The 26,775-nt window shown below is 45.9% G+C and carries 19 protein-coding genes; 9 read left to right on the top strand and 10 right to left on the bottom strand.

What is annotated here, in order from left to right:
- Window positions 1–316: 316 nt before the first annotated feature.
- Window positions 317–3,088 (top strand): bifunctional aconitate hydratase 2/2-methylisocitrate dehydratase, encoded by a 2,772-nt coding sequence (locus L0659_RS22490; protein WP_235128827.1) that lies wholly within the window; start codon window positions 317–319, stop codon window positions 3,086–3,088.
- Between the two features lie 57 nt (window positions 3,089–3,145).
- A complete protein-coding gene (locus tag L0659_RS22485; RefSeq protein ID WP_235128826.1) occupies window positions 3,146–5,416 on the top strand; it encodes an aconitate hydratase in 2,271 nt (756 codons plus the stop codon).
- A gap of 66 nt (window positions 5,417–5,482) precedes the next feature.
- On the opposite strand, the gene lspA is transcribed toward L0659_RS22485, so the two are convergent.
- Together lspA and L0659_RS22475 are read right to left on the bottom strand one after the other, a co-directional pair.
- Complete coding sequence (gene lspA, locus L0659_RS22480; protein WP_235128825.1) at window positions 5,483–5,995, bottom strand: signal peptidase II; 513 nt, start codon at window positions 5,993–5,995, stop codon at window positions 5,483–5,485.
- Complete coding sequence (locus L0659_RS22475; RefSeq protein ID WP_235128824.1) at window positions 5,996–6,685, bottom strand: DUF1080 domain-containing protein; 690 nt, start codon at window positions 6,683–6,685, stop codon at window positions 5,996–5,998.
- A gap of 137 nt (window positions 6,686–6,822) precedes the next feature.
- On the opposite strand from L0659_RS22475, the gene L0659_RS22470 reads away from it, so the two are divergent.
- Entirely contained in the window at window positions 6,823–8,640 is a 1,818-nt protein-coding gene (locus L0659_RS22470) for a M61 family metallopeptidase (RefSeq protein WP_235128823.1), read from the top strand.
- 68 nt (window positions 8,641–8,708) lie between these two features.
- Here L0659_RS22470 and L0659_RS22465 read toward each other — a convergent pair whose 3' ends face one another.
- The 3 genes from L0659_RS22465 to L0659_RS22455 form a co-directional block, all read right to left on the bottom strand.
- Window positions 8,709–12,512, bottom strand: a complete 3,804-nt coding sequence (locus L0659_RS22465) for a CotH kinase family protein (protein WP_235128822.1) — start codon at window positions 12,510–12,512, stop codon at window positions 8,709–8,711.
- Window positions 12,513–12,738: 226 nt separating this feature from the next.
- Window positions 12,739–13,509, bottom strand: coding sequence for a TIGR03915 family putative DNA repair protein (locus L0659_RS22460; RefSeq protein ID WP_235128821.1), 771 nt, complete (start codon window positions 13,507–13,509; stop codon window positions 12,739–12,741).
- Window positions 13,509–14,765, bottom strand: a complete 1,257-nt coding sequence (locus L0659_RS22455; RefSeq protein ID WP_235128820.1) for a putative DNA modification/repair radical SAM protein — start codon at window positions 14,763–14,765, stop codon at window positions 13,509–13,511. Before L0659_RS22455 ends, L0659_RS22460 begins: the two co-directional genes overlap by 1 nt.
- 198 nt (window positions 14,766–14,963) lie before the next feature.
- On the opposite strand from L0659_RS22455, the gene L0659_RS22450 reads away from it, so the two are divergent.
- The gene (locus L0659_RS22450; protein ID WP_235128819.1) at window positions 14,964–15,656 is read left to right on the top strand and encodes a thioredoxin family protein; all 693 of its coding nucleotides are present in this window, start codon (window positions 14,964–14,966) and stop codon (window positions 15,654–15,656) included.
- A 58-nt stretch (window positions 15,657–15,714) separates the two neighbouring features.
- On the opposite strand, the gene L0659_RS22445 is transcribed toward L0659_RS22450, so the two are convergent.
- Complete coding sequence (locus L0659_RS22445; RefSeq protein WP_235128818.1) at window positions 15,715–16,515, bottom strand: GNAT family N-acetyltransferase; 801 nt, start codon at window positions 16,513–16,515, stop codon at window positions 15,715–15,717.
- Window positions 16,516–16,626: 111 nt separating this feature from the next.
- Here L0659_RS22445 and L0659_RS22440 point away from each other — a divergent pair, with 111 nt between their 5' ends.
- Window positions 16,627–17,466, top strand: a complete 840-nt coding sequence (locus tag L0659_RS22440) for a sulfurtransferase (protein WP_235128817.1) — start codon at window positions 16,627–16,629, stop codon at window positions 17,464–17,466.
- A 219-nt stretch (window positions 17,467–17,685) separates the two neighbouring features.
- Window positions 17,686–17,964, top strand: coding sequence for a hypothetical protein (locus L0659_RS22435; RefSeq protein ID WP_235128816.1), 279 nt, complete (start codon window positions 17,686–17,688; stop codon window positions 17,962–17,964).
- Here L0659_RS22435 and L0659_RS22430 read toward each other — a convergent pair.
- Window positions 17,961–18,227 carry a hypothetical protein gene (locus tag L0659_RS22430; RefSeq protein ID WP_235128815.1) on the bottom strand — a complete coding sequence of 89 codons (267 nt, stop codon included), beginning with the start codon at window positions 18,225–18,227 and terminating at the stop codon, window positions 17,961–17,963. The genes L0659_RS22435 and L0659_RS22430 overlap by 4 nt on opposite strands.
- A gap of 171 nt (window positions 18,228–18,398) precedes the next feature.
- Here L0659_RS22430 and L0659_RS22425 point away from each other — a divergent pair, with 171 nt between their 5' ends.
- Window positions 18,399–22,490 (top strand): FG-GAP-like repeat-containing protein, encoded by a 4,092-nt coding sequence (locus L0659_RS22425; protein WP_235128814.1) that lies wholly within the window; start codon window positions 18,399–18,401, stop codon window positions 22,488–22,490.
- Between the two features lie 131 nt (window positions 22,491–22,621).
- On the opposite strand, the gene L0659_RS22420 is transcribed toward L0659_RS22425, so the two are convergent.
- The gene (locus L0659_RS22420) at window positions 22,622–22,855 is read right to left on the bottom strand and encodes a hypothetical protein (protein WP_235128813.1); all 234 of its coding nucleotides are present in this window, start codon (window positions 22,853–22,855) and stop codon (window positions 22,622–22,624) included.
- A 74-nt stretch (window positions 22,856–22,929) separates the two neighbouring features.
- Window positions 22,930–23,559: a pyridoxamine 5'-phosphate oxidase family protein gene (locus tag L0659_RS22415; RefSeq protein ID WP_235128812.1), complete on the bottom strand. Its 630-nt coding sequence runs from the start codon at window positions 23,557–23,559 to the stop codon at window positions 22,930–22,932.
- Window positions 23,560–23,638: 79 nt separating this feature from the next.
- On the opposite strand from L0659_RS22415, the gene L0659_RS22410 reads away from it, so the two are divergent.
- Together L0659_RS22410 and L0659_RS22405 are read left to right on the top strand one after the other, a co-directional pair.
- Window positions 23,639–25,132, top strand: coding sequence for a PLP-dependent aminotransferase family protein (locus tag L0659_RS22410; protein ID WP_235128811.1), 1,494 nt, complete (start codon window positions 23,639–23,641; stop codon window positions 25,130–25,132).
- A 21-nt stretch (window positions 25,133–25,153) separates the two neighbouring features.
- Complete coding sequence (locus tag L0659_RS22405; protein WP_235128810.1) at window positions 25,154–26,371, top strand: MFS transporter; 1,218 nt, start codon at window positions 25,154–25,156, stop codon at window positions 26,369–26,371.
- Here the strand turns inward: L0659_RS22405 and L0659_RS22400 are convergent.
- On the bottom strand, window positions 26,368–26,724 hold the full coding sequence (locus L0659_RS22400; protein ID WP_235128809.1) for a helix-turn-helix domain-containing protein: 357 nt from the start codon (window positions 26,722–26,724) through the stop codon (window positions 26,368–26,370). The two genes, L0659_RS22405 and L0659_RS22400, sit on opposite strands and share 4 nt — an antisense overlap.
- Between the last annotated feature and the right edge of the window lie 51 nt (window positions 26,725–26,775).

Here is a 26,775-nt window from a genome sequence, read left to right as displayed (position 1 = left end):
TTGTAGCACTTTGAATGTCCAAATATAGGGTACAATCCTGCAAAAAATCAAAGTGCCGCTGAAAAGGTAATCTAAAATCGCCGATAATGCGGCAGGCCCGGTTCGGCCTTTTTGAAATAATTTCCTAAATATCCCGGCTGTAAGAACAAAAAGATTCAGGGCGAGGTTATTTAAATGCGTCCTTAGTATATAATGATGCTAAATAATGCCGAAAAACACCTGTTACGCCTGCGTATATGCTGCAAATTTGTATTTTCGCGTGTTTTATTGACATGAATTCTTCCAAAATAAAGAGGCGTATATTGAAACTTTCACTATGAACATTTATAACGATTACATTAAGGAGATTGAAGAAAGAGCAACCCAGGGACTTCATCCTAAGCCGATAGACGGCGCTGAATTGCTGGGCGAAATCATTGCACAGATCAAGGATGTCAATAACGCGCATCGCGAAGACTCTCTTAAATTTTTTATTTACAACACATTACCCGGAACCACAAGCGCTGCGAGTGTAAAAGCACGCTTCCTGAAGGAAATCATTCTCGGGGAATCCGTATTGCCGGAGATCACGCCAACTTTTGCATTTGAGCTTTTGTCTCACATGAAAGGCGGTCCTTCCATTGAAGTTTTGCTGGACCTGGCACTGGGCGATGACATTACGATCGCAGGGCAAGCCGCTGAGGTCTTGAAGACACAGGTTTTCCTTTACGACGCCGATATAGACCGTTTAAAAGAAGCATTCAAAAGCGATAATGAGATCGCGAAAGACATTATCCGCAGCTACGCGCAGGCCGAGTTCTTTACGAATCTGCCCGAAGTGCCTGAGGAAATTCAGATCGTCACTTTCATTGCCGGCGAGGGCGACATTTCTACGGATTTGCTGTCTCCGGGCAACCAGGCGCATTCGCGTTCCGACCGCGAGTTGCATGGTAAATGCATGATCACGCCGCAAGCGCAGAACCAAATTCAGGCATTGCAGGAACAACATCCGGGCAAAAGCGTGATGCTGATCGCTGAAAAAGGAACAATGGGTGTAGGTTCATCCAGGATGTCGGGCGTGAACAATGTGGCTTTGTGGACGGGTAAACAGGCCAGCCCTTACATTCCATTTGTGAACATTGCTCCGATTGTTGGCGGAACAAACGGCATTTCCCCGATTTTCCTTACCACGGTTGATGTGACAGGCGGAATTGGAATTGACCTGAAAAACTGGGTTAAAAAAGTTGATGAAAATGGTGCTGTTGTCCGCAATGAGAATGGTGATCCAATTCTTGAAGAGGTTTACTCTGTAGAAACGGGCACTGTGCTGACCATTAATACAAAAACTAAAAAACTATATCAAGGCGACCGCGAACTGATTGACATTTCGAAAGCGCTTACGCCTCAGAAAAAGGAATTCATCAGAGCAGGCGGTTCATATGCCATTGTTTTTGGTAAAAAAATCCAGACGATTGCATCCAAGATCTTGGGCATCGAAATTCCGCTTGTATTTGCTCCTTCAAAAGAAATTTCCAACGAAGGACAAGGTTTGACAGCGGTTGAAAAAATATTCAATAGAAATGCTGTCGGCATTACGCCGGGTAAAGTGTTGCATGCCGGTTCGGATGTTCGTGTGGAGGTTAACATTGTCGGTTCACAGGATACGACTGGTTTGATGACCGCGCAGGAACTGGAATCGATGGCCGCAACGACCATTTCACCTATCGTGGATGGGGCATATCAGTCTGGCTGTCATACGGCTTCTGTTTGGGATAAAAAAGCGCAGGCTAATATTCCAAAGCTCATGAAGTTCATGAATGATTTTGGTTTGATCACCGCCCGTGACCCGAAAGGGGAATACCACGCCATGACGGACGTGATCCATAAAGTGCTGAACGACATTACCATTGACGAATGGGCCATCATCATCGGTGGCGATTCACATACAAGAATGTCCAAAGGCGTTGCTTTTGGTGCTGACTCAGGAACCGTTGCACTTGCATTGGCAACGGGCGAAGCTTCCATGCCGATCCCTGAATCCGTGAAAGTAACATTCAAGGGCGACATGAAGGATCACATGGATTTCCGTGATGTGGTTCATGCCACGCAAGCGCAGATGCTTCAAAAATTCGGTGGTGAAAACGTATTCCAGGGGCGCATCATTGAAGTGCATTTGGGAACGCTTCCGGCGGATCAGGCATTCACATTTACTGACTGGACCGCAGAAATGAAGGCGAAAGCTTCCATCTGTATTTCCGAAGACGACACATTGATAGAATCACTGGAAATTGCCAAAGGCAGGATCCAGATCATGATCGATAAAGGCATGGAAAATCATAAGCAGGTTTTACAAGGTTTGATCAATAAAGCAGATAAGCGCATTGCTGAAATCAAATCAGGTGAAAAACCTGCGCTGGTCCCTGATGCCAATGCCAAATATTACGCCGAGGTCGTGATCGACCTGGATGTGATCGTGGAACCAATGATCGCGGATCCGGATGTTAATAATAAAGATGTATCGAAGCGTTACACGCACGATACGATCCGGGCGCTCTCGTATTACGGAGAAGACAAAAAAGTGGATCTGGGTTTTGTAGGTTCTTGCATGGTGCACAAAGGGGATTTGAAAATTGTGTCTCAAATGCTGCGCAACCTGGAAGAACAGCGAGGCAAAGTGGAGTTCCGCGCGCCGCTTGTAGTAGCAGCACCTACATATAATATAGTAGAAGAGCTTAAAAACGAAGGTGACTGGGATGTTTTGCAGAAATACTCCGGTTTTGAATTCAACGACAGCGCTCCAAAAGTTGCAGCACGTACAGAGTATGAAAATATGATGTACCTGGAACGTCCGGGCTGTAACCTTTGCATGGGTAACCAGGAAAAAGCGGCCAAAGGCGATACGGTTCTGGCCACTTCGACCCGTCTTTTCCAGGGAAGGGTTGTTGAAGATTCGGATCGTAAAAAAGGAGAATCGCTGCTGGCGTCGACGCCGGTTGTGGTTTTGTCCGCAATTCTTGGCCGCATTCCTAATATCAATGAATATAAAGCAGCGGTGGTGGGCATTGACCTGACCAAGTTTGCACCACCGGTTAAGCAATTGGCAAGATAATCCATACTGGCACAGTTGTTGACGCGTGTGAATGTATTCGCATAAATAAAAATTACTATGGCTTTTGACTTAGACATGATTAAGGGCGTTTATGCCCGTATGCAGGAAAGGGTAGAAGCTGCTCGTAAGATAGAGGGGCGGCCTTTAACGCTTGCAGAAAAGATTTTATATTCCCATTTGTGGGAAGGAACCCCTACACAAGTTTACGAACGGGGCAAGTCCTACGTGGATTTTGCTCCCGACCGTGTTGCTATGCAGGATGCAACGGCCCAAATGGCGCTTTTGCAATTCATGCAAGCCGGAAGGCCTCAGGTTGCGGTTCCATCAACAGTGCATTGCGATCACCTGATCCAGGCGGAAGTAGGTGCCACGCAGGATTTGAAAAACGCGGTTGACAAGAACAAGGAGGTTTATGATTTCCTTTCTTCCGTTTCCAATAAATACGGCTTAGGCTTCTGGCGCGCGGGCGCTGGGATCATACATCAGGTTGTGCTTGAAAACTACGCGTTTCCAGGCGGTATGATGATCGGAACCGATTCTCACACGCCTAATGCGGGTGGTTTGGGAATGATCGCGATTGGTGTGGGTGGTGCTGATGCCAGTGATGTCATGTCCGGTTTGGCATGGGAGCTCAAAATGCCCCGCCTTATCGGTGTGAAACTGACTGGCAAGCTAAGCGGCTGGACTGCTGCAAAAGATGTAATTCTTTGGGTTGCAGGTCAGTTGACTGTAAAAGGCGGAACAGGATACATTGTTGAATATTTTGGCGACGGAGCTGAAAGCATTTCAGCAACAGGTAAGGCGACGATTTGTAACATGGGTGCTGAGATTGGGGCTACAACCTCCATTTTTGCCTATGATGCAAGAAGCGCAGCTTATCTGAGAGCAACGGAAAGAGCTGAAATCGCAGACGCAGCGGACAACATTAAAGAATATCTGCGCTCTGATGAGGAGGTTTATGCAGATCCTGCAACCTATTTTGATCAATTGATCGAACTGGATCTTTCAACATTGGAACCGCACGTAAACGGACCATTTACACCGGATTTGGCTTGGCCGCTTTCTAAATTCGCGACTGCGGTGAGAGAAAACGGATGGCCGGAAGTGCTTTCTGTCGGTTTGATCGGTTCATGTACGAATTCAAGTTATGAAGATGTGAGCCGCGCGGCGTCATTAGCGCAGCAGGCAGTGGATAAAAAACTGACAGTAAGCTCAGAATACACCATTACGCCAGGTTCGGAACTCGTTCGCTATACGGTGGAGCGGGATGGTTACCTGGATACATTTGCTAAAATCGGCGGAGTTGTGCTGGCTAATGCTTGCGGACCTTGTATCGGTCAGTGGGCACGTCATGGTGCTGAGAAAGGTGAGAAAAACTCAATTATTACATCATTCAACCGTAACTTCTCGAAACGGGCGGATGGTAACCCTAATACGCACTCATTCGTAGCTTCGCCGGAAATCGTAACTGCACTGGCCATTGCCGGTCGGCTTACTTTCGACCCTCGCACGGATACGCTTGTTAATTCGGAAGGCATTGAAGTAATGCTTGATGAGCCAACCGGTTTGGAGCAGCCAATCCGGGGATATGCAGTAGAAGATGCCGGTTATCAGGCTCCTGCCGAAGATCCTAGTCAGGTTCAGGTTTTGGTAAGCCCAACTTCTGATCGTTTGCAATTATTAGAACCATTTGCTGAGTGGGAAGGAACGGATCTGAAAGGTTTGAAACTCCTCATTAAGGCAAAAGGTAAATGTACAACTGACCATATTTCAATGGCTGGTCCCTGGTTGAAATACCGTGGACACCTTGATAATATCTCAAATAACATGCTGATTGGTGCGGTTAACTATTATAACGAGAAAACCAACACCATTAAAAACCAGCTTACTAACCAATATGCAGAAGTTCCTGCGGTGCAGCGTGATTACAAAGCACATGGCATCGGGACAATCGTTGTGGGTGATGAAAACTACGGTGAAGGATCGTCCCGCGAACATGCAGCGATGGAGCCTCGTTTCCTTGGCGTGCGCGCAATCCTGACGAAGTCATTTGCCCGTATCCACGAAACCAACCTCAAAAAGCAGGGAATGCTCGCATTGACGTTTGCAAACACAACTGACTATGACAAGATTCAGGAAGACGATACCATTGATATTGTCGGACTGGAAACTTTTGCAGAAGGACAACCGCTAACGATTGTTCTGCATCATGCGGATGGTACAAACGAAGAAATTCCCGTAAATCATACTTACAATGAGCAGCAGATCGAATGGTTCAAAGCAGGCTCTGCATTGAATATTATTCGTAAATCGGTTGCTGCAGCGTAATCGTTGAACCAGTTTATAATGCAAAAAACTCCTGCGAAGGAGTTTTTTGCATTATAAAGCATTTGCTTAACGCAGAATCCGGGCCTTTTGTCTTGTATACGACTGGATAAAAAAGATGAACATTCCCATCATGATCGAAACATCGGCCATGTTGAAAATGCCGGTTTGAAAAAAGCCTAAGTTAATGTGCAGAAAATCGGTGACCGAGCCGTGGATCAGCCGGTCGTAAATGTTGCCGATGCCGCCGCCAATCGCAAAGCTCAGCGCCAGCGCGCTCATCAGCGTCAGGTTTCTTTTTAATAATATGTAGGCAACGCCGAAAAAGAGCACGATGAGCGGAATAACCGAAAGCAAAATAACCTTCAATGTGTGCGGAAGCCCCGCGCCAATGCTAAGGAAAGCCCCAGTATTTTCTACATAAGTGATCGTCACAATGTTTTCTACAACACTGATCGTTTCGTAAAAGCCGACATTTTTGCGAATAACATCCTTCGATATCTGGTCGCAGCCGAAATTGGAAAGGAGAATTAAAAAAAACGCAATGTTCCTGATCAGCCGGTCCGATTTAATTTCAAACATTTATTTCGAGAAAGATTTAATAGCCGCAACTTTGACTTCCTTAAACTCAACCTCCGATCCTTCCGACTGCAAGGCAATCTGACCTTTCTGAGCTGTTGCATTATAACCATGGTTAACCATCACTCCGTTCAACCAAACTTTAATTGAATTTTCAACGCATTCGATCGTCATGGAATTCCATTCGCCCAGCGGTTTTTCTGTGCTGTCTGTCAGGTTCGGGATCCTTCTTAATTTATCCCCGTTAACACCCCACTTTTCTTTCGGGCCGCGCCTTTTCTCCATATCCGGCACGGTAATGTCTTCCTGTATACACCAGAAATCACCGGCATTCTGGTTCATCAGCTGCACTTCAATGGATTTCGGGAACATTTCGTAAAGAGCCCTGGGCGTAGAAACGAAAACAAGCGCGCCGCAATTGCCAGGCTTGCCGGCAAAGCGATATTGAAATGTGAAACGGAAGTTCTCATACTGACCATCCGTAATCAAATGCCCGCCGGGCGATCCCAGGCTTACCAACAGACCATTACGCACTATGAACGGAGTTTTCAACGCCGGATCCTTGTCCATATCCGGGACGTCAATGTGCCAGCCTTTCAGGTCTTTACCATTAAAAAGTGTTTTCGTCTGGCTTTGCGCTTGTTGGGAAATGGTCAGAAAAAGCATGCATAAGGGCAAAAGTATTTGTTTCATTAATAAGCTTATTTCAGGTTTGAATATCATTTAGAACGTAAAAATTAAGCAATTATCGGCTGAGTGCAATCACTGCCATATTAAATTTAGAAGATTAGGACTAAATTGACCGCTTCGATTTTGAATTTATCATTGCTATGAAAAAACTTATTTACCTGTTTTCGCTTCCATTCTTTGTGGGCAGCGCTTTTGCGCAGAAGATCAATTATGAAGTTTCCTTTCCAAACCTCGTTCACCACGAAGCCAACATCGCTGTAACGGTTACTGAGGTTCCGCAAAAGGAGCTGACATTTCGCATGAGCCGCTCGTCGCCCGGGCGCTACGCCACGCATGAGTACGGGAAGAATGTTTATGATGTGAAAGCACTGGATAAGGCAGGCCAGGAAATTGCCATCCAGCGCGTTGACGGGGACGTTTATAAGGTTTCAGGATTGAATGGTTTTGTAAAAGTACAATACACGCTTTATGCCAATCACGCCGACGGGACATATGCAGGTCTGGATCAGAACAGCATCCATTTGAATGCGCCTGCGACTTTTTTATGGGTAAAAGAATTGCAGAAAGCGCCGATTGAAGTAAAATTTAATTTACCGAAAGAAGGGAAATGGACCATTGCCACCCAACTTAAAGCCACTGCACAGCCCAACACATTCAGCGCGTCGGACCTGCAATATTTTATGGACTCTCCGATCAAGATCGGAAAGCTGACTATTAAGGAATGGACATTGAATAACCCGGACAAAAAGCCTGCTAAGTTTAAATTAGCACTTGAAATTAGCGGAAGTGATTCACTAGCAGACGGTTTTGCTGCAAAGATCAAACGCATTACGCAGGAAAGTCAGATGGTCTTTGGCGAATTTCCGGCATTTGATTTCGGCCAATATACATTTCTTGCAAGCATTAATCCCTACGTGCGTGGCGATGGAATGGAGCACCGGAATAGCACAATGATCTCTATTCCAATTGCCTTTAATGCGTCGAATAATCTCCTGGGCGTATTTTCCCATGAATTTTTCCACGCCTGGAACGTAGAACGCATACGTCCAAAAACGCTCGAACCATTCAATTTCGAAAAGAGCAACATGAGTTTGGAACTTTGGTTCGCCGAAGGTTTCACGCAATATTACGGTGATCTTATCCTTGCCCGCGCAGGTTTCGATTCGCCCGAAGAGTATTCCCAGACATTAAGTTTTTTGGTTAACACAAAAGAAAATACAGCAGGGGCCAAGCGTATTTCACCTGTTCAGGCCAGTACGAATGCGATTTTTGTTGATGCGGGTGTCTCCATTGACAAGACCAATTATCCTAACATTTACACGTCCTACTATCCGTATGGCGCTTCCATCGCGTTAGCGCTCGATCTGCAATTGCGAACGCGCGGACTCACTCTTGACGGATACATGCAAGCGGTTTGGCAAAAATTCGGAAAGCCGGAAATAGCTTATCAGGTCAGCGACCTGGCCGAAGTGCTGGTTGCTTATAGCAAGGATAAATCGTTTGCAGAAGGTTTTTTTGCCAAATATGTCAATGGTCACGAATGGTTCGACTATGCTCCCTTGCTGCAAATGGCCGGATTTACATTGAAAAAGCAATTTGCGGGAAGAGCATGGATCGGCGATGTCCGGTATGGTGAGGGAACGGGGCTCACTGTTTTATCCAACACAATTATTGATTCACCATTATACATGGCAGGACTGGACATTGACGATCAGATCCTGAAACTGGATGGAAAGGCTGTACCGACACAAGCAGAATTAAACGCCATCCTCAATGCACACAAGCCCGGAGAGGAAATTAGCATCGAATATCGACACCGCGAGAATGTTAAACTAGGCATGATCACATTGATGGAAAATCCGAAATGGATCGTAGAATTGAACGAAACGGCGAACTTGCCTGTGACCGAGGAAATGAAAAAATTCCGTAAAGACTGGCTCGGAAGTAAAATCAAATAGTTACTTAATGTTAGAAAGCAGCAAAGCCGGGTTGATGCCCGGCTTTGCTGCTTTTTTTAATACGCCTGTTAGTTTGTGATCACCAACTTTTTGGTTTCCATCGTTTCCCCGTTTCTAATTTGAAGTAAATAAACTCCCGCAGGTGCATTAGCAAGCTTTATTTTTTCTTCATGCATCCCGATTCCACTTACTTTTGAGTTATGCCAAACGCGGCCCCGGATGTCTGTGACGGTTATAGTTCCGCCTTCCTCGCTGGAAAGGTTGAATTTCGCAGTGATTTCGCCCGGGGCCGGATTAGGGAATACATTCAGGCGATTGTCGGGACCGGCGAGCCTGAACATGGTTTCCGGTGCAGCCAGTCTTGCCGTTTTTGGAGCGATGCTGTTGATGCAAAGTTTGTCTTGCCGGATACTCGGGCCATTTAATCCTTGAATGCGCACAACGTTATTGCCAGCCGCAAGCGTCAGGTTAAACACTTCTTCACGAAATACAATGTTCCAGGAATTTGTAGCGGGCAGGTTAGTGGCTGCTATGGCCGTAGCATTATTTACCAAAATAGAGATCGCAGGGCTCGAACTCGCTGAATAGCGCAATTTAAGCTGATAAGTCCCGGCGCTGGGCACGCCATTGACTGCATAATCAACATAATGGTCGGAGTTTTCTTTGACTCCCCGTGTGTTTCCGCCTGATGCATTCGGATCACCGGTAATCGTGCCATTTCCGCTTTGGGATTCCGCTTCCAGGCACAACGCAAAATCACCGCCTACCGGTGGCGTGCAATCTGTAATGTTCAATGTCACCGTTGCCGTTTTATCCGCACAGCCGCTTTTAGCTGCTTTTACAGTGTAAACATAGGAACCATTTGCCCCAGGAGCTGCAATGTTGATCGAGCTTCCCGTTTGGTTAACGCCATTTCCTGTCCAGGTGTATGTTACACCTGGGCAATCAGCGCCTGTGCAATTAGTTGATAATGTAACATTTGCAGAGCAAGCCGGGCTTGTATTGGAAGCATTCGCAGTAATGTTCAAATTACAAGTCGGTTCCTGCGGGTTTTGATTGCCCGGCCCGGTTACACATATTTTATCCTGTCGAATGCTGGCTCCCGGCAAACCCTGAATTCTGAGCGTATTATTGCCCTGATTCAATGTAACATTAAATGTTTCCTCGCGCCAAACAATGTTCCATGAATAAGTAGGAGGGAAGCTGGCCAATGGTAAAACCACATTTCCATTCACAGAAAAACTCGCTTGTGCTGCTGCATTTGCATAATAACGGACTTTCACCTGATGCGCGCCGGTTATTTTCACCCCATTGATGGCATAGTCCACATAATGATTGTAGTTATCCTTATCACCTCGCGTGCTGCCATTGGACGCATTCGGATCGCCGGTTATAGATCCATTACCAGTTTGGTTCTCAGCTTCCAGGCATGCGCTGAATGGATCGTTGCCCACGGGCGGGTTGCAATTGGTTATATTCAAAGTCACTGTTGCCGTTTTATCCGCACAGCCGCTTTTAGCTGCTTTTACAGTGTAAACATAGGAACCGTTTCCGGCCGGAGCTGCCATGTTGATCGAGCTTCCCGTTTGGTTAATGCCATTTCCTGTCCAGGTGTACGTTAAACCCGAGCACTCAGCGCCTGTGCAAGTGGTCGATAATGATACATTTGCAGCGCAAGCCGGGCTTGTATTGGAAGCATTTGCAGTGATGTTGAAATTACAAGTTGGTTCCTGCGGGTTCTGATTGCCTGGCCCGGTCACACATATTTTATCCTGTCGAATGCTGGCTCCCGGTAAGCCCTGAATCCTGATCGTATTATTGCCCTGATTCAATGTAACATTGAATGTTTCCTCGCGCCAGACAATGTTCCAGGAATTAGTAGGAGGGAAACTGGCCGATGGTAAAACCACATTTCCATTGACAGAAAAACTTGCTTGCGCTCCTGCATTGGCATAATAACGAACTTTTATCTGATGCGCGCCAGTTGCTTTCACACCGTTGACTGCATAGTCTACATAATGATTGTAATTATCTTTATCACCCCGCGTGCTGCCATTGGAGGCATTCGGATCGCCGGTGATCAAACCATTTCCAGTTTGGTTTTCCGCTTCCAGGCATGCGCTGAATGGATCGTTGCCCACTGGCGGGGTGCAATTGGTAATGTTCAAAGTCACTGTTGCCGTTTTATCCGTACAGCCGCTTTTAGATGCTTTTACAGTGTAAACATAGGAACCGTTTGCGCCTGGAGCTATAATGTTGATCGAGCTTCCCGTTTGGTTAATGCCATTTCCCGTCCAGGTGTACGTTACGCCCGAGCAATCTGCGCCTGTGCAAGTGGTTGATAATGAGATATCTGCAGCGCAAGCCGGACTGGTGTTGGAAGCGTTTGCTGTGATGTCAAATGCGCAGGTTGTTTGGCCATTGCAGCCTCTATCCTTCATAGGGCAGAAATAGGCATCCAGCCAGCTGAGCCGTTGCGTAATGTAGTTGTTCACGTATGCCAAACCTCCGGTACGATTGGCGCCGCCGTAATTGTCTTGTGAAACGGCTGCGTCGCGCTCGTAAATCAGATTAGAATTGAGCAAATTATAATTTGCCTGGAAACGGTTTTTTAGATTGGCTTCTGCAAGAATATTTTGCCTGAGCTCAAAATAACGGGTGGCGAGTTTGTTTTTAAAGCCATCAGGATTAACGCGGAAGAGCTTTTTAAATAACCCATTTTGCCTGTCGCCCTGCGTTTTATTGCTTCTTACCCCATCCGGGAAATAGCCCCAGGCCCCGTCGAGATCCCACGGAATAAAAAACCAGGGCTGTCCCTTGTCGTAGCGACCGATAAAATAATTTTTTTCCATGTTATCCTCCACCGATAGCAGGTTCAGGAAAATGAAATAGTCAATAATATTTTCCTGCTTGAAAAGCGTCCAGATGTTAGCACGGAACTCATCGTCTGATGATTCAATGACGCCTTTCAATAAACTTTGATGATTGTTCCAATCGCTGTAGTCGGGATATTCAAGTTCCCAGCTCTGCCATTCTTCCGCGCCTGCCACTGGTCTGGCCACGCCAATTCCTTCCCATGCGGCGGAAAGAGACCAATCATCCGCTTTGAACAATTCGCCTCTGATCACATCCCCGTCATTCTTTTTCAATTGCAGTTGCTTGCGGTCCATATCCTCACCGATCATATAAACACCCTTGTATGATTTATTCATAAAAACCTCGACATATCGGGTACGGATCGAGGAAACGGCTGACGGCTCCGATGAAGCGTAATACAGCTTGTGCATATCGATCCAGAGATTATGTGAAACATTGTTCGTAGCGCGCAGTTCTTCATTCCACATACCAAAAAACAGCCAGCGTTTATCACTCCTCAGCCCCAGAATAGACTCATCTTTATTTTTACCCTGCGCATCCTTAAACTGAACCCGGTAATTCTTTTTTGGGAAAAATGAAGAACTGTTGCCTCGGATACGGATGGCCATATTGGAGATCAGGGGAGAGTTGGACGCCTCCGCAATGGATATGCCACCTGGTATTTCCTCTTCCAGATTGAGCTGGGAAGGATCCGGCACATCAAGGTTCACCAATGGCAATTGTGTGAAATACAAAGAATATTGTTGTCCGGCGTTGGTAACCAAATATTTAACACCGTGGGTTAGCGTAGTAACACTTCCAGGGAAGGTAAAAACCTTAGCCCCGAACTGCATTTGAATTGGCGAACCGGTTATTTGCCCTTGCGTTGGAACCTGGTTGCAGGCGATCATTTTTCGTCCTTCATCTACATAAAACCTATAATTGTCGGCGGGGATCTGAGCATAGGCGCCGAAGGACAGCATCCAGCATAAAGTCAGGTAAAACAGATGTTTCATATTATTAAGTTTTGTGTAGTAAATGCTAACCCACAATCGGATAGTGCATTTCAAACTTAATATATTTATAGTCTACAACCTTACCGAATAATAATTGAAAACTACCGTTTACACATTGAATCTAGACAATAGTCCAAATATTTTAGAATAAATTTTTGATTTGATATCGAATAACTTTGGTAAACTTTTGATTTATAGTTCGCAATGCCAGACTATAATGGTGACTTCAACTTTGCTTTTCGGAAAGATATTTCCAATAACGCTTGGGCACGTGCCGGATGTGGAGTTTCATGTTTTTTCGAGCCGGGATGTTGACGCTGCGGAAGTAATCTTTCCAAAGTAATGCGTAAAGTTCTTCCTGTGGATCCAGCACATTCGCAGGCAAGGCATTGAGGGCAGGCGACATTTCTGTGGTGAAATCGAAGGCGATTTCCTCCACTTTTTCAAGATCATAAAATAACCCGTATTTCCTTTTCAGGTCGTAGATGATCCACTTCTGGTCGGCGTAGCGATTTTTGAAATGATCGATAATCAGGGGAAGAACATTGAAATCCGGTTCAATGTGCGCGTAAAAGATATTGTCACCTGTTTTTTGAAAGCGGATAAAAGCTTCCATCCGATGCTTTTCACGATGGACCTTATGGCTCATTTGGGAAATCTCTAAAACATATTTGTTCCCAAAATTGGCCTCTGCACCCGGCGGGCTATCTATAATGTACCGTATGAATTCAAAGAGATCCTGAAATGTAGCAGGCTGTTCGGAGAGAAAAGACTTGTAAATTGATTTCATCCAGTCACTATCCAGCTTTTTGGTCAACCCACTCCAAACCCGTTTTGCTTTTGTATCGTCACTGATCACGGTAAATGCCTCTTTGAAAACATCAGGCACATAATGAAGTTGGCTAACGAGTTTCACAGCGTCAGATTTCTTCTGATAACAATCGAAAACGGCTGTTAGCAAGCCTTCCAAAGTCCCGTCGAAAACGAATATTTCCATCAGAAAATAGAAAGCTGGTTCTTCGGTACTTTGTTGTATTTGCTGCTGCTTTCAGACAAAATCACGGATTTGATGTGCCCTGCTTCATAGTCGCGTAATTGCAGCGGGCTATCGGCATATCTTATAAAATGTTTGGCTTTATTGAATGAGATCCCGATCTTTTTGAGCTGGTCCTGATGAAGCCGCCCGAATTTTCTGGCCTGAACAATTTTCAGGGCAGACGCCACGCCAATGCCCGGTACGCGCATGATCATTTTGTAATCGGCCGTATTGACGTCAACCGGGAATTTTTCGAGATTCCGAAGAGCCCAACTCAATTTAGGATCTATATCCACGTCAAGATTGGGATGTGCGTCATTCAAAATTTCTTTAACATCAAAGCCGTAAAAGCGCATCAGCCAGTCCGTTTGATATAGCCGATTTTCCCTGATCAGGGGCGGCTGCGAACCGATGACCGGCAACCGGGCATCCTGACTTATAGGAATATAGCCTGAGTAATAAACCCTTTTGAGCGAGAAATTTTTATAGAACGCATTTGCGGTATGCATAATTTCTTTATCAGATTCCGGCGTCGCCCCGATCACCATTTGCGTGCTCTGGCCCGCAGGGACAAATTTTGGAACTGACTTAATCAGCGCTTTTTCGCTCGAAAACTGCGTGATTGTTTGCTGAATGTAATCCAGCGGCTTCTTGACGTCTTCGTGAGACTTTTCGGGAGCAAGCAACTTCAAACCCGATTCAGTAGGCATTTCAAGGTTAATGCTCATCCGGTCGGCATACATGCCTGCTTCTTTCAGCAATTCCTCACTTGCGCCGGGGATCGTTTTGAGGTGAATGTAACCATTGAACCGTTGCTCGTTCCGAAGCTTTTTAACGATCCTTACCAGCCGCTCCATTGTGTAATCGGCATTCTTAAAGATTCCTGAACTCAGGAAAAGACCTTCAATGTAGTTGCGGCGATAGAAATTCATCGTCAGCTCAACCACTTCGTCAACCGTGAATGCTGCGCGTTTTATATCATTGCTCCGCCGCGAAACGCAGAAGGCGCAATCATAAATGCAATGATTGGTCAGCAGGATTTTGAGCAGCGAAACACAGCGGCCATCTTCGGTGTAGGTGTGGCAAATCCCCGTCCCTTCCGCGTCGCCCAAACCCTTATTTTCATTTTTTCTGTTACTGCCACTGGATGAACAAGATACGTCATACTTAGCTGCATCTGCCAAAATTTCCAACTTCTCACGGATCCTCTCGAACATATATTTTTTTCAATAAGTGGTCTCGACTTAAAATATTGTGAAGCACTAACCAGTTATAACAACGATATTTGCGTTTTAATAGTGCAATATAGTATCAAATATTTGATACTCACAGAATCTTAATTAATAAAAACGTTCCAGATGAATTTCGGTCGTACTGAGATTTTTTTACACATTTTTTTCGCTTCAATTTGCTCCTTGGCTTTTGGCCAACCGGAAGAGCCCAAAGTGACCCGGTATAATGGAAAAGTGAGCCAGAAGATCGTGATGACGCGTGACTCGCCCATTTATGACCATGCTTCGGGCAAGCGGATCAGCTATGCTGTCTATGATGAAATGTTGCGAAAAAATCCAGGCGTTTATAGGACTCAGCCGATTTTTGACAAATTTGGAAAAGCATCATCTTTTGAAATTGTGAAAAAGAGCCAGTTGTTGATCCAGGATAATGGATCTGTCATGCAAAACCCTGATCTGATGCCCGAGATAGGGGAGCCATTGCCGCCTTTTGTGATGCGTGGGCTTGATGGAAAGGAATATAATTCGGAGAAACTGAAAGGAAAATATGTGTTGCTCGGTTTCTGGGTCAAATTTGAAAAACCCCTTTACACGCTGGCCAGCACCAAAGTAATCTCGAATTTTATTGATGAAAACCGTAAAAAAGGAATTGAAATAGTTTCGCTGGGAACCACGCTGAATACCGAAGACGAATGCCTGGATGCGATCCCGAAAAGGAACTGCGGTTTCATCCCCGTTCCGGAATCGTATGGTTTTAACCAGCGTTACAAAATCAGCGAGACGCCTTTTTTTATTTTATTGGACAAAAAAGGAAACATTAAAGCCATGGCTCCTCACACGGAGTTTTCTTCGATCAGTGATCTGGTGCTGAGGTAGTACAAAGATCATCTCATCGTTCTCGAATTGATATGGTTGAGGTTGCTTAAAGTAATTGTTAGCCCAACTGCCCGCTAATGCGGTTGTAGATCCCGGTAGGCTGCCATATTCTTTTTTCTCCTAAAAACATGCGCCGTGAGGTTCTGTATTCTTTAAAAGAGAGCGCTTGCAGGCAATTTATAGCAAAAGCGTGATCAGAAGGAAGGATGGCAGCATTTTCGTCCTGCGCCCGTTTCTTGATCAAAGCCGCTCCGGCCGCTTCTGAAATCGCGATAATCGGCCCGTCGCCCCAGCCCGGAATGTAAAATCCCAGCACCTGGCCATCAGCAACATATAATAGTGATGTTTGGATAAAATCAGAAAGCACCCCGCTCCGGTCTTCCCCGGAAACATGCTGGTCAATAGCAAGAATTTGTGGCAGATAATGTGCATCAAAAGGCACGATAAATGCTGAGGAAGAAGCGGTTAGCAAATCACTTGTGCTTCTCATATGCGTATAAGTGGTTTCAACCTCAAACCCCAATTTTAAGTAAACAGGAAACCCATATTCAGTGGCATCCAGATAAATTGTTTTAAAATGAGTCTGGTCAATGTTGGTGATCAGGTCCTGCGTGATCTCCTTTCCGAGACCTTTGTTCCGATGCCCGGCATGGACAACTACGCATGCAAGCCAAACCGTATCCGCATGCATAATGGACGTGCCGACGGCCACGAGCTCACCTTGCTCCGAAATTTTTATGGGATGACAGAGTGGCGAAGCGATAAAATATTCAAATCTGGGAATCAGGCTGCCCCAATCAGGAGGCTGTAAGACAGGAAGTTGGTCTAGATCTGCTGTAACAAATGCGGTACTTTTCATGGCGGGATAATGATGCTTTCGAGTTGCTAAATAGTTAAAATTCGTTTTCAGAATTGACCGCAGGCCAAAAATATTTATATTTTTAGCAATCAATTCCAAAATTCGAAACCGATGGAGATCATTAAAGCCGGGGATGTCAGACAACTTGTCGAGGACCAGAAAGCAATCATTATAGATGCCAGAGGTGGCCCGGATGCGTGGGAACGTTATCGCTCTGCACATGTTGAAAATGCGCTTTTTGTCAACTTGGAAACGGATCTGTCAGAGAAATCGGACAATGCAGCGCATGGTGGTCGGCACCCGCTGCCAGCGCCTAAAATTTTTGGAGCCTTCTTGGGAAAATTAGGCATTACACCCGAGGCTGTCGTGGTCGTATATGATGATAAAAAAGGAGCAAATGCTGCTGCGCGGTTCTGGTGGATGCTGAAAGCTGCGGGTCATGAAAAAGTTTTTGTAGTGAGCGGAGGGATTGAAGCATTGCAAAAAGAAGGTTTTGCGATCACAAAGGGCACGCCTGAAAACCCGGTTGCCGTGCATGATTATCCATTTACGGATTATCAATTGCCCCGCGTGGATGCGGACGAGGTTGCTGACGCAGCCGAAAATCAAGATTTTTTGGTGATTGATGTTCGCGAAAATTATCGTTACGTGGGTGAAAGTGAACCTATTGATCTTGTTGCAGGCCATATTCCCGGCGCGATCAACATTCCATTTGCCGGAAACCTGGATAAGGATGGCAATTTTCTGTCCAGTGAAGAATTGGCGGAAAAATACAAGAGCGCTCTAGGCTCGCGTGATCCGAAGCACGTGATCGTGCATTGCGGATCCGGTGTGACGGCCTGTCATACATTGTTAGCGCTCGCTGACGCAGGGCTCGAAGGCGCAGCCCTTTATGTGGGATCATGGAGCGAATGGTCACGCAATGACCGGCCGGTGGCGATTGGAAATTAACCTGAATTTACTCTGTCGAGTTTGTAAAATTATTTCGCAAGACCTGCGCTATCTGTGGAAGAAGTAGCCCACATATTGGGATATGCGCATGCCCATCATTTTTTTACTGTATTCAAAAAACATAACCACGGGTGTTCGTCTAAATTTGAGAGTATTAAACTGGTAATAGAGACCCGTGGTATGATATTTGGTAATTAGAAAAAACTTTTGAATACAGCCATGAAAAATCACATAGAGTGCCATTATAAAGACGGGGCACTTGTTTTTTGCACCACACATAGTTACTCGTACAACACTGCGCACGAGATTTTGAACGTATTTAATGTCTTAGGGCTGGTTTCTAAATTACGTGTTAAGCCGGCTAATTTGTTCGGCGTAGTGGGCCGTCTGCATGTTGATTACGACCCGTTTCATAATGACCCGGGTAAATGGAACGAGGTGGTTTCAGAGCTCGTTCGGAATAAAACATTCCTGGAAGAACGGATTTGTTCGTTTTAACCTTTATTAAATTCTTGTAGTTGCTTCATCAGTTCATTCAGGTCGTTTTCGGCTGTCCTGAGTGCCTTCACTTCATCTGTTTCCAGCACGCTTTCAGTTGGATCATCATAGTTTTTTGCTTCCTCCATTACCTCTGGATTTTCCCGGTTTTCCTGCGAAAACTCAGTTTCTAAGCTCAAATTTTTTCTATCAAATTCGATCTGCTGGCGTTTCGAAAGAATTCGTTCTTCAAGGTCTCTCTTAATATCTTGTTTTGTGTTCATATTGTTTTTTCTTGTTTAGAAATTTACTCAAAAAACCAGGCCACTTTACCTTCTGGTAAATGACCTTACCGTTCGTTCATTGGTTTGCTTTGGATAATTCGGGTTTAATAAAATTTGCGGAGGTGGCTTAATGTTGCCTGCGGATTTTTTTATAACCCTAAAATTCAGACCATGAAACAGCATTACAAAAGAGGCATTTACGGGATTGTCTTTCTACTATTGGCTGCGGCCTATGTAGTTAAAATACAGGAGCAAGCATCCGGCAAACACATCCCGGACCGGCCTGGCGCAGTTAAAGCGATAAGTGTTCCAAATAAACAGCGCGTCGTCCACGACAGCACCATAGGCGGCATTCAGCAAAGCCTGGCCAAACGGGAATACAATATTTCCTATGACGAAGAAAAGAAAACATTGCAAAGCCCGAACCGCAAGCATGGCCTGCGGGCCTACTACAAGCCAGGCCAGCTGACTGTAAACAACCGTGTCGATTCGGCAGGCTATAACTTTTCCTTAAGGCTCACCAACGAAGGCGTTTATGCGGATGGCAATAAACTCCTTGCGCCACAGCCCGATGCAGCACTTGACCATGCAGATAACAAACTTCAAATTAAGCATAAGGGCTTCACAGAAGAATTCGTCAACAACGAAGAAGGTGTTCGTCAGAACTTTATCATAAAGTCTGCACCAAAAGCCACCAAGGAATTGCAGGTAAGGCTGTCGGCGAAGGGTTTAAAAATTAAAGACCTTGAAAATAATGAGCTCCAATTTTATTCTGAAAATGAGAAAGGCCAGGTTACGGGCAGTCTAATTTACAAAGACATTAAATGCTGGGATGCAGACGGTAAGACGCTGCCAGCGACATTAAAATATGAAGATGGCCTGGTTATGCTGAGTGTCAACGTCCTGCAAGCCGCTTACCCGGTAACCATTGATCCCATCGTAGTAAATGGGAACGCGGCCAATGCCAATGCAATGGTTGAGAGCAACCAGTTGAATGCCTGGATGGGCGGCGTTGTGGCCAGTGCGGGCGATGTGAATGGTGATGGTTATAGCGATGTAATGGTTGCTGCATCTATGTATGACAATGGTGAATCAAATGAGGGGGTGGTTTTTCTCTACAATGGAAGCGCTTCGGGCATCAACACAGCAGCGCCTGTTATTCTGGAAGCCAACCAGAAAGACGCACGCTTCGGCGCCTTTGTCTCTTCTGCCGGCGACATTAACAAGGACGGTTTCAGCGACATTATCATTGGCGCACATATGTTTAAGAATGGGCAAAACAATGAGGGCGCTGCATTTGTCTATTATGGTTCAGCGCAAGGCATCAGCAAGGCGCCATCGCTTGTACTGGAAAGCAACCAGCCGGAAGCAAACATGGGCAATGCCGTCGGCCTGGCCGGGGATGTCAATGGCGATGGTTACAGCGATGTGGTCGTTAGCGCCAGGGCATACAGCAATGGACAGTCCAAGGAAGGGGTTGTGTTTGTCTACCACGGCTCGGCAGCCGGGCTGAATACAACCCCGGTGCTCATCGAACAAAACCAGCCCAATGCCATGTTCGGCTTCTGCGCCACCGGGGCGGGAGACGTAAACGGTGACGGTTACAGTGATATCCTGGTAGGGGCCCGCTTATTTGACAAGGGACAAGCTGACGAAGGCGCGGTTTTCATTTACCACGGCTCAGCACTAGGCATCAGCTCCGGTGCTGTGGCAACGGTGCTGGGAAGTAATCAAGCCAATGCATATCTGGGACATTCGGTTGCTTCTGCAGGCGATGTGAATGGCGATGGTTATAGCGACATCGTTGTCGGGGCCAGCATGTATGACAAAGGGCAAACCAATGAAGGTGCTGCATTTGTCCATTATGGTTCGGCGCAGGGAGTAAATATTGCCGCAGCCATTGTCCTGGAAAAAAACCAGGCCGAAGCGCAAATGGGCTACTCGGTAGCCAGCGCAGGTGATGTTAATGGCGACGGCTATGCCGACGTGATCGTTGGAGCCATGTTTTATGATAATGGCCAAAATAATGAAGGTGCAGCATTCATTTACCAAGGGTCAGCAACTGGTCTATCAGCGACACCTGTATCAATATTGGAAGGCAACCAAGCCGGCGCCCAGTTTGGCAGCAACGTCAGCAGCGCGGGGGATGTGAATGGGGATGGTTATAGCGACGTGCTGGTTGGGGCGATATTGTATGATAAGGGGCAGGGGGATGAGGGTGCGGCTTTTGTTTGGTTTGGGATGGCAGAGGGGGTTTCAGCAAGTCTTGGACTACACTTAGAAATTAACCAGCCAGGGGCCATGTTCGGTAGTTATGTTTCCAGCGCTGGCGATTTGAATGGTGATGGTTATGGTGACGTAGCCATATCGGCTTTCTATTATGACAATGGCCAGACATCAGAAGGGGCAATCTTTATATTTCATGGATCTGCTGCGGGACTTGACGTTGTTCCAAATCAAATTTTGGAAAGTAATCAAGAGAATGCCTCGATGGGAAGTACTTCATCAGCCGGAGATATAAATGGAGATGGCTATGGTGATCTCATTGTAGGCATACCGCTTTTTGGTGGAAACGATGCTGGGGCAGTTTTTCTTTATACAGGATCACCGGCAGGCATCAACAGCAATATTAAGACGATTATATATGGAAAGCAGGAAGATGACGCTTACTTTGGAAATTCTGTGTCCTGTGTTGGAGATGTCAATGGTGATGGTTTCAGTGATATAATAATTGGGTCACCAGGCTTGCTCGTATCGTTACCAGCAGATCAAGGTGCGGCTTTTGTTTACCACGGTTCTCCAAATGGAATTAATAAAGACGCAGCAAACATAATATTAACAGCAAATGCATGTGGGAACTGGTGCAACTACGGTAACGAGGTCTCAGGTGGAGGTGATATTAATAATGATGGTTACGGAGATGTCATTGTTGGGAGCACTTACTATAGTAATGGTGAATCTAATGAGGGTGCTGTCTACATATATTATGGTTCTGCAGTTGGGCTTAACATTAACTTAAAAACAATAGTTGAAAGCAATCGGGAAAATTCAGGCATGGGTAGTTCCATCGAAGTTGGGGATTTGAATGGTGACGGATATTTCGATCTGGCGCTTGGAGCACCCGAGTACTCAAATGGTCAACACTCAGAAGGCGCAGTCTTCATTTACTATGGATCAATTAATGGATTTGATAAAAGTCCACAAATTTTGGAGAGTAATCGGATCAATGGATGGATGGGTAATGTTGGGATTCCAGGAGATATTAATGGAGATGGGTATGCAGATCTAGTTGTTGGATCCTTGTTTTACTCGGATAGCCATCTTGACGAAGGCGCAGCATTCTTGTTCAATGGATCATCTGTCGGAGTTAACCCAACTTATTCACTAATGATAGAGGGAAATCAAGACAACGCTTTAATGGGAAGCTCAGTCGCCGGAGCGGGTGATATCAACGGGGATGGCTATGACGACATCATTATCGGATCACGTGAATATAGTAAAGGTCAAATAGACGAAGGTGCAGCTTTCGTTTTCTATGGTAATAAAAACCGAGGCCTCCAAAACAACCTCCGCCTCTACAACTCCAACCTCACAACCCCGATCAACCAAACCCAAAAAGCCAAAAACAACTTCGGTGCTGGCTTTTACGCTAAATCTTTCCTGGGCAGAAACAAAGGCAAGTTGGTGTGGGAAACAAAGGCTAGCGGGCAGGGGTTTTCGAAGGGGGCGAATAATGTGATTACGAATAGCACAATGTCATCTGGTTCGCAGAATGCCTATGCGAGTCTGGGGCTGACTGGGACTGAGTTGAAGAGTGTTATTGCTAAGCAGGGACCTTCTACAAAGGTTCGGGTGCGGGTGAAGTATGATCCTGCGTTGGCTTTGACTGGTCAGCTTTATGGTCCGTGGCGTTACTTGCCTGCCTATCTTCTGGGTAATAGCAGTGCGCCTGCGCCGGAGGATGTGGTGGATGATATGTCGGAAACGGTGAAGCGGAAAGTTAGTGAGTCGATGGCTGGGAAGACAGGAAAAATGTTTTACGTATATCCCAATCCGGCATCTGATCGGCTAGTGTTGGAAAGTGATGGTTTGCAAGAGGTCAAAGGTGTGCAGCTGCTAACCGTTCAAGGCCGGTCTGTATATCGATCGTTGGGTGCAGTTTCGGAAATTGATGTACGAAATGTTGTCGCGGGGAATTATATTTTGTTGATTACTTATCCTGATGGTTCCACCAGCACACGGAAAGTGGTCATTGAAAAATAATGTAATGTAGTGTTGAGAGACACGAATAGAAGATCCTTCTAAGTTTAGGAGGGTTTTCTATTTTTATAAGATAATTGTGAAAAGAAATTCAGAATAACCTTCAAGCATTGCTGTTTTTTTAAATCCCACTCTCAAACCAAAATTGCAATATCGGGATCATTGATTCCCTTAAACCCGTCCGCGGAATAACCCAAGCCAACTCGTTTTCCTGAGTTTTCGGCTTGTTCCAATAGCTGGAAGATTTTTTCTTCTCCTTCCAGTTGGAGCGCTTGATATAGGACATTCCCGTAATGAAATTCCTGGGAACCAAGTCCGTTTTTTAGGGCAGCCAGTTGGCAACGGTCAAAAATTTCCTTTCCTGTCATGGTTTGCAATGTTTGGGTTCATTTGGCATCTTTCTGGCCGAAAGATGCGCAAATTATACCCAAGGTTGCACGGATTAAACCAAATGTTTCGGCAACGGAATGTTCTGGCTTAGCTCGTCAGCGACCGGCGCAAGATATTTTGTCTGGATGGGAATGAGCCCCGACCAGATCGGCAGTTCCAAATCCTCCTCTTCGTCCTTCGGCATGCCAGACCGCGTTTTCGCGCAGGCTTCGTCGAGTGAGAATGCCAATGCAGTCGTTTTCTTTACTTCACTATCCTTCATCGGACGCAAATAATCCCAGCTGTTCGGAACGATCTTATTCGTAAGCCATTCAAATGCAGCTCTTTTGGTATCCCAATCCTCAACTTTTTCTGCGTTTGAAAATATAATAACAGACCGGTAATTGACAGAATGACTGAATGCAGATTTGGCCACCACGAGCGCGTCAGTCAGCATTACGGTAATACACACCGGAATTCCGTTTTCGATTTGCCTGATAAAATGGCTCCCTACCGATCCGTGAATGTAAATTTTGTCTTCATAACGCACGAATGCGGTAGGGATGGAAAATGGCTTGTTATCGACGGAGTAGCTGATGGTGCAGAATAATGCTTCATCGAGGATGGAGCAGATCACTTCGTGGTCGGACGTGGATCTCTTCGGTAATCTGCTTGGCAACAGATGGGATGGGGGAGTGTTCATATGGTTTTGTTTTTGACAAAATTATGTGGTAATTGGTTGCACAAAAGAGTCCAATATTCAGAAATTACGTAGTCCAATTATGGTGCAGGTCCTGTCCACTTTGCTGCAAGTTGAAAAGGGTAGCAAGCAACCCGTTTATCTTCAAATTGCCAATCAGCTTATGGCACTGATCCGTAATGGCACATTGCAAAATAGTTACAGGTTGCTCAGCACCAGGCAGTTGGCAACATTATTAAAAGTGCACAGACGGACGGTTGTGCAGGCTTACGACGAATTGCTCGCGCAGGGATGGCTCGAAAGTCACACCGGGAACGGCACATTTGTGGCGAAGCATTTGCCTGAAATCCAATTTTCCAAAAAAGATATTCATGTCGAAAAGGCCATTCTACCGGCCGCAAAAGCGGGTTTCAGTTTTAAACAAGCACCACATCTGGACCGGGCCGTTCTTCGCAGCAGCACGCGATTGCATTTGGATGACGGTTTTCCCGATCCCCGGCTTGCGCCGCTGGACGATCTGTCAAGGGCCTACCGGAGTCAAATACTAGGTGCAAATCCTTATTTTCGGTTGGGTTACGGCGATACCAAAGGTTCTTCATGGCTAAGGGAGGAATTATCGGCCTACCTCAACGAGACCCGCGGGATGAAAACGTTGCCTGACAACATCCTGATTGTGCGCGGCGTGATTATGGGTTTGTATCTGGTGAGCACGGCCCTGCTGGAAAGTGGGGATAATGTGGTGGTGTCCGCACCCGGCTGGTTTGGTGCCAATATGAATTTTATTCAGGCGGGGGCGAATGTGCTGCGGCTGCCTGCGGATGAGCACGGGATAGATGTTGCGGCATTGGAGAAAATATGTCTAAAACAAACGATCAGGCTGGTTTATGTGACTTCCCATCACCATTATCCCACAACCGTCGCCCTCCGTGCGGATCGGCGGCTTAACCTGCTGAAACTGGCTGAACAGTATGGTTTTATTCTATTCGAAGACGATTATGATTGTGATTTTCATTATTTAAGCAAGCCATTGATGCCGCTTGCAGGCGCAGATCCGGCCGGAATGGTCATGTATTGCGGCTCTTTTACCAAAACGATTTCGCCTGCTTTTCGCGTAGGCTATCTTGTTGGGCCGGCGGATGTGATTTCCTATTTGGCCAAATTAAGGCGGATCATTGACCGGCAGGGCGACCAGATGCTGGAAAATGCAGTCGCTGAATTGCTCCATACGGGCGTCATTCAGAGACATTTGCGCAAGTCTGTCCGGATATATAAGCAGCGCAGGGATTTGTTTTGTGACCTGTTGAAAAGTAAGCTCGGTGACAATGTGAAATTTCAGGTACCGGATGGCGGTATGGCGGTCTGGACGCAGTTTAATCCGGATATTAATCTAATCAAACTGGCGGAAAAAGCTTTGCAAAAGGATCTTTATATGTCTAATGGAACTTCGGGAATTCCCGCCGGTAATGTCTTTGAAGAGCCACCGGGCAATAGTATACGACTTGGTTTTGCGTCTTCCAATGCGCAGGAATTGGAAGAAAGTGTTGAGATAATCAGGAATTTATTGGGAGATTTGTAAGCCAATTAGCCGTGAAATCAAATGATGTTAAACAAGATAATTGAGAGCTATCGCGTCTCATTCAGCGGACTGAGCAGGGAAACCTGGCTGCTGAGCCTGGTTATTCTGGTTAACCGCTGCGGTTACATGGCGGTTCCGTTCATGAGTATGTACATTACCCAAAGCCTGCACCGCAGCATTGCGGATGCCGGATTGATCATCACATTGTTTGGTGCAGGCTCAGTCCTGGGCGGGATGGCGGGCGGTTACCTGACAGACATCTGGGGCTTTCGGCCTGTGCAGATTTTTTGCCTCATTATCAGCGGATTATTGTTCGTTCTTTTTGGAATGGTGACCAATTTTACTGGTCTTTGTTTCCTCATCGTTCTGCTCAGTTTCTTCGTGGAAGCTTTTAAACCAGCAAATAGCACGGCTGTTGCCGCTTATTCTTCCCCTGAGAATCTTACCCGGTCTTATGCCTTGAACCGGCTTGCAACGAACATTGGCTTCGGTTTTGGAACTTCTGTGGGCGGGATTTTAGCTGCGATCAATTACAGCTTGTTATTTTGGGTGGATGGAATCGTGTATGCTATGGCGGGCATATTGATCATGTTTTTGCTGCCGAATGCGAAATTAGTTCGGTCAGTTCATCGTGAGAATAAGAACGGGGTAATCGGGCAGTCGCCCTGGAAAGACATGCTTTTTGTGCGGTTTATGGTGATTGTGATGCTCTATATGATCTGCTTTGTGCTGTTATTCAGGCTCGTACCTGTGTATTGGAAAGAACAAATGCACATTCATGAAGCAACGATCGGCATTTTGCTGGGAATGAACGGGCTCATCATTGCTCTTTTCGAAATGGTCCTGATCCAAAATTTGGCAAACCGGCGGCCGGATTCTTATTTTATGGTTGCAGGGACAGTTTTTAGTGCGCTGGCTTTCAGCATGCTGGTCGTTCCGATCAGTACGCCGATCATTCTTGCGGCAGCTGCGGTGATATTTTTTACGATCGGGGAAATGCTCGCGTTGCCTTATATCAGCACTTTTGTCCTGAGCCGCGCTTCGGAATTTAACAGGGGAAAATATTCAGCTGCTTATTCTGTGTCACAGTCTGTTGCGCAGATCATCGGCCCGGGCGCTGGCGCATACATTGCGGCACATTGGGGTTACAACGTGCTGTGGGTTACATTGATCTTTCTTAGCATTGTCTGCGCAGTGGGTTTCAAAACGCTTTTTCAAGAAAAAATGAGACTCGGTTAAGCCTCGTTCTCTTCTGATTTTTTGGATTGTTCCAGCAGATCAAGCAGTTCTCTATTTTTTTCAGACTCTCTTTCCAACGCCTTTTTTTGAAGTTCTATGAGGTCGTCTTTCTTCACCATAACATAATTTTCCTGAGGCTCTTCAAATTGCGGGGTTTCACCGATCAGGTAAGCTGCGGTCGTGCTGAATAGTTCTGCCAATTTTTTAAATTCAGCAATGGAGGGCTCGTTCTTATTTGTTTCCCAATTTGAGATCGTTCCCTTGCCTTTTTTCGCCATAATTAATGCCAGCTGTTCCTGACTCAAACCTAATTTTTCGCGACCCTGCTTAATTCTTTGGCCAATACTAATCATTAATTTAGAATTTAGTGCAATTAATTTGATCTTGATATAATTTTATTGTAC

The sequence above is a fragment of the Dyadobacter sp. CY347 genome (assembly GCF_021502655.1).
In the GTDB taxonomy this organism is placed as follows: domain Bacteria; phylum Bacteroidota; class Bacteroidia; order Cytophagales; family Spirosomataceae; genus Dyadobacter.
The sequence above is the reverse complement of the archived record's forward strand: the minus strand, read 5'-3'. Positions and strand labels throughout refer to the sequence as shown.

What these genes read in the sequence shown, in the direction of transcription:
- L0659_RS22490 (WP_235128827.1), top strand. Translation starts at nt 317, where the DNA reads ATGAACATTTATAACGATTACATTAAGGAGATTGAAGAAAGAGCAACC.
- L0659_RS22485 (WP_235128826.1), top strand. Translation starts at nt 3,146, where the DNA reads ATGGCTTTTGACTTAGACATGATTAAGGGCGTTTATGCCCGTATGCAG.
- lspA (WP_235128825.1), bottom strand. Translation starts at nt 5,995, where the DNA reads ATGTTTGAAATTAAATCGGACCGGCTGATCAGGAACATTGCGTTTTTT.
- L0659_RS22475 (WP_235128824.1), bottom strand. Translation starts at nt 6,685, where the DNA reads ATGAAACAAATACTTTTGCCCTTATGCATGCTTTTTCTGACCATTTCC.
- L0659_RS22470 (WP_235128823.1), top strand. Translation starts at nt 6,823, where the DNA reads ATGAAAAAACTTATTTACCTGTTTTCGCTTCCATTCTTTGTGGGCAGC.
- L0659_RS22465 (WP_235128822.1), bottom strand. Translation starts at nt 12,512, where the DNA reads ATGAAACATCTGTTTTACCTGACTTTATGCTGGATGCTGTCCTTCGGC.
- L0659_RS22460 (WP_235128821.1), bottom strand. Translation starts at nt 13,509, where the DNA reads ATGGAAATATTCGTTTTCGACGGGACTTTGGAAGGCTTGCTAACAGCC.
- L0659_RS22455 (WP_235128820.1), bottom strand. Translation starts at nt 14,765, where the DNA reads ATGTTCGAGAGGATCCGTGAGAAGTTGGAAATTTTGGCAGATGCAGCT.
- L0659_RS22445 (WP_235128818.1), bottom strand. Translation starts at nt 16,515, where the DNA reads ATGAAAAGTACCGCATTTGTTACAGCAGATCTAGACCAACTTCCTGTC.
- L0659_RS22440 (WP_235128817.1), top strand. Translation starts at nt 16,627, where the DNA reads ATGGAGATCATTAAAGCCGGGGATGTCAGACAACTTGTCGAGGACCAG.
- L0659_RS22435 (WP_235128816.1), top strand. Translation starts at nt 17,686, where the DNA reads ATGAAAAATCACATAGAGTGCCATTATAAAGACGGGGCACTTGTTTTT.
- L0659_RS22430 (WP_235128815.1), bottom strand. Translation starts at nt 18,227, where the DNA reads ATGAACACAAAACAAGATATTAAGAGAGACCTTGAAGAACGAATTCTT.
- L0659_RS22425 (WP_235128814.1), top strand. Translation starts at nt 18,399, where the DNA reads ATGAAACAGCATTACAAAAGAGGCATTTACGGGATTGTCTTTCTACTA.
- L0659_RS22420 (WP_235128813.1), bottom strand. Translation starts at nt 22,855, where the DNA reads ATGACAGGAAAGGAAATTTTTGACCGTTGCCAACTGGCTGCCCTAAAA.
- L0659_RS22415 (WP_235128812.1), bottom strand. Translation starts at nt 23,559, where the DNA reads ATGAACACTCCCCCATCCCATCTGTTGCCAAGCAGATTACCGAAGAGA.
- L0659_RS22410 (WP_235128811.1), top strand. Translation starts at nt 23,639, where the DNA reads ATGGTGCAGGTCCTGTCCACTTTGCTGCAAGTTGAAAAGGGTAGCAAG.
- L0659_RS22405 (WP_235128810.1), top strand. Translation starts at nt 25,154, where the DNA reads ATGATGTTAAACAAGATAATTGAGAGCTATCGCGTCTCATTCAGCGGA.
- L0659_RS22400 (WP_235128809.1), bottom strand. Translation starts at nt 26,724, where the DNA reads ATGATTAGTATTGGCCAAAGAATTAAGCAGGGTCGCGAAAAATTAGGT.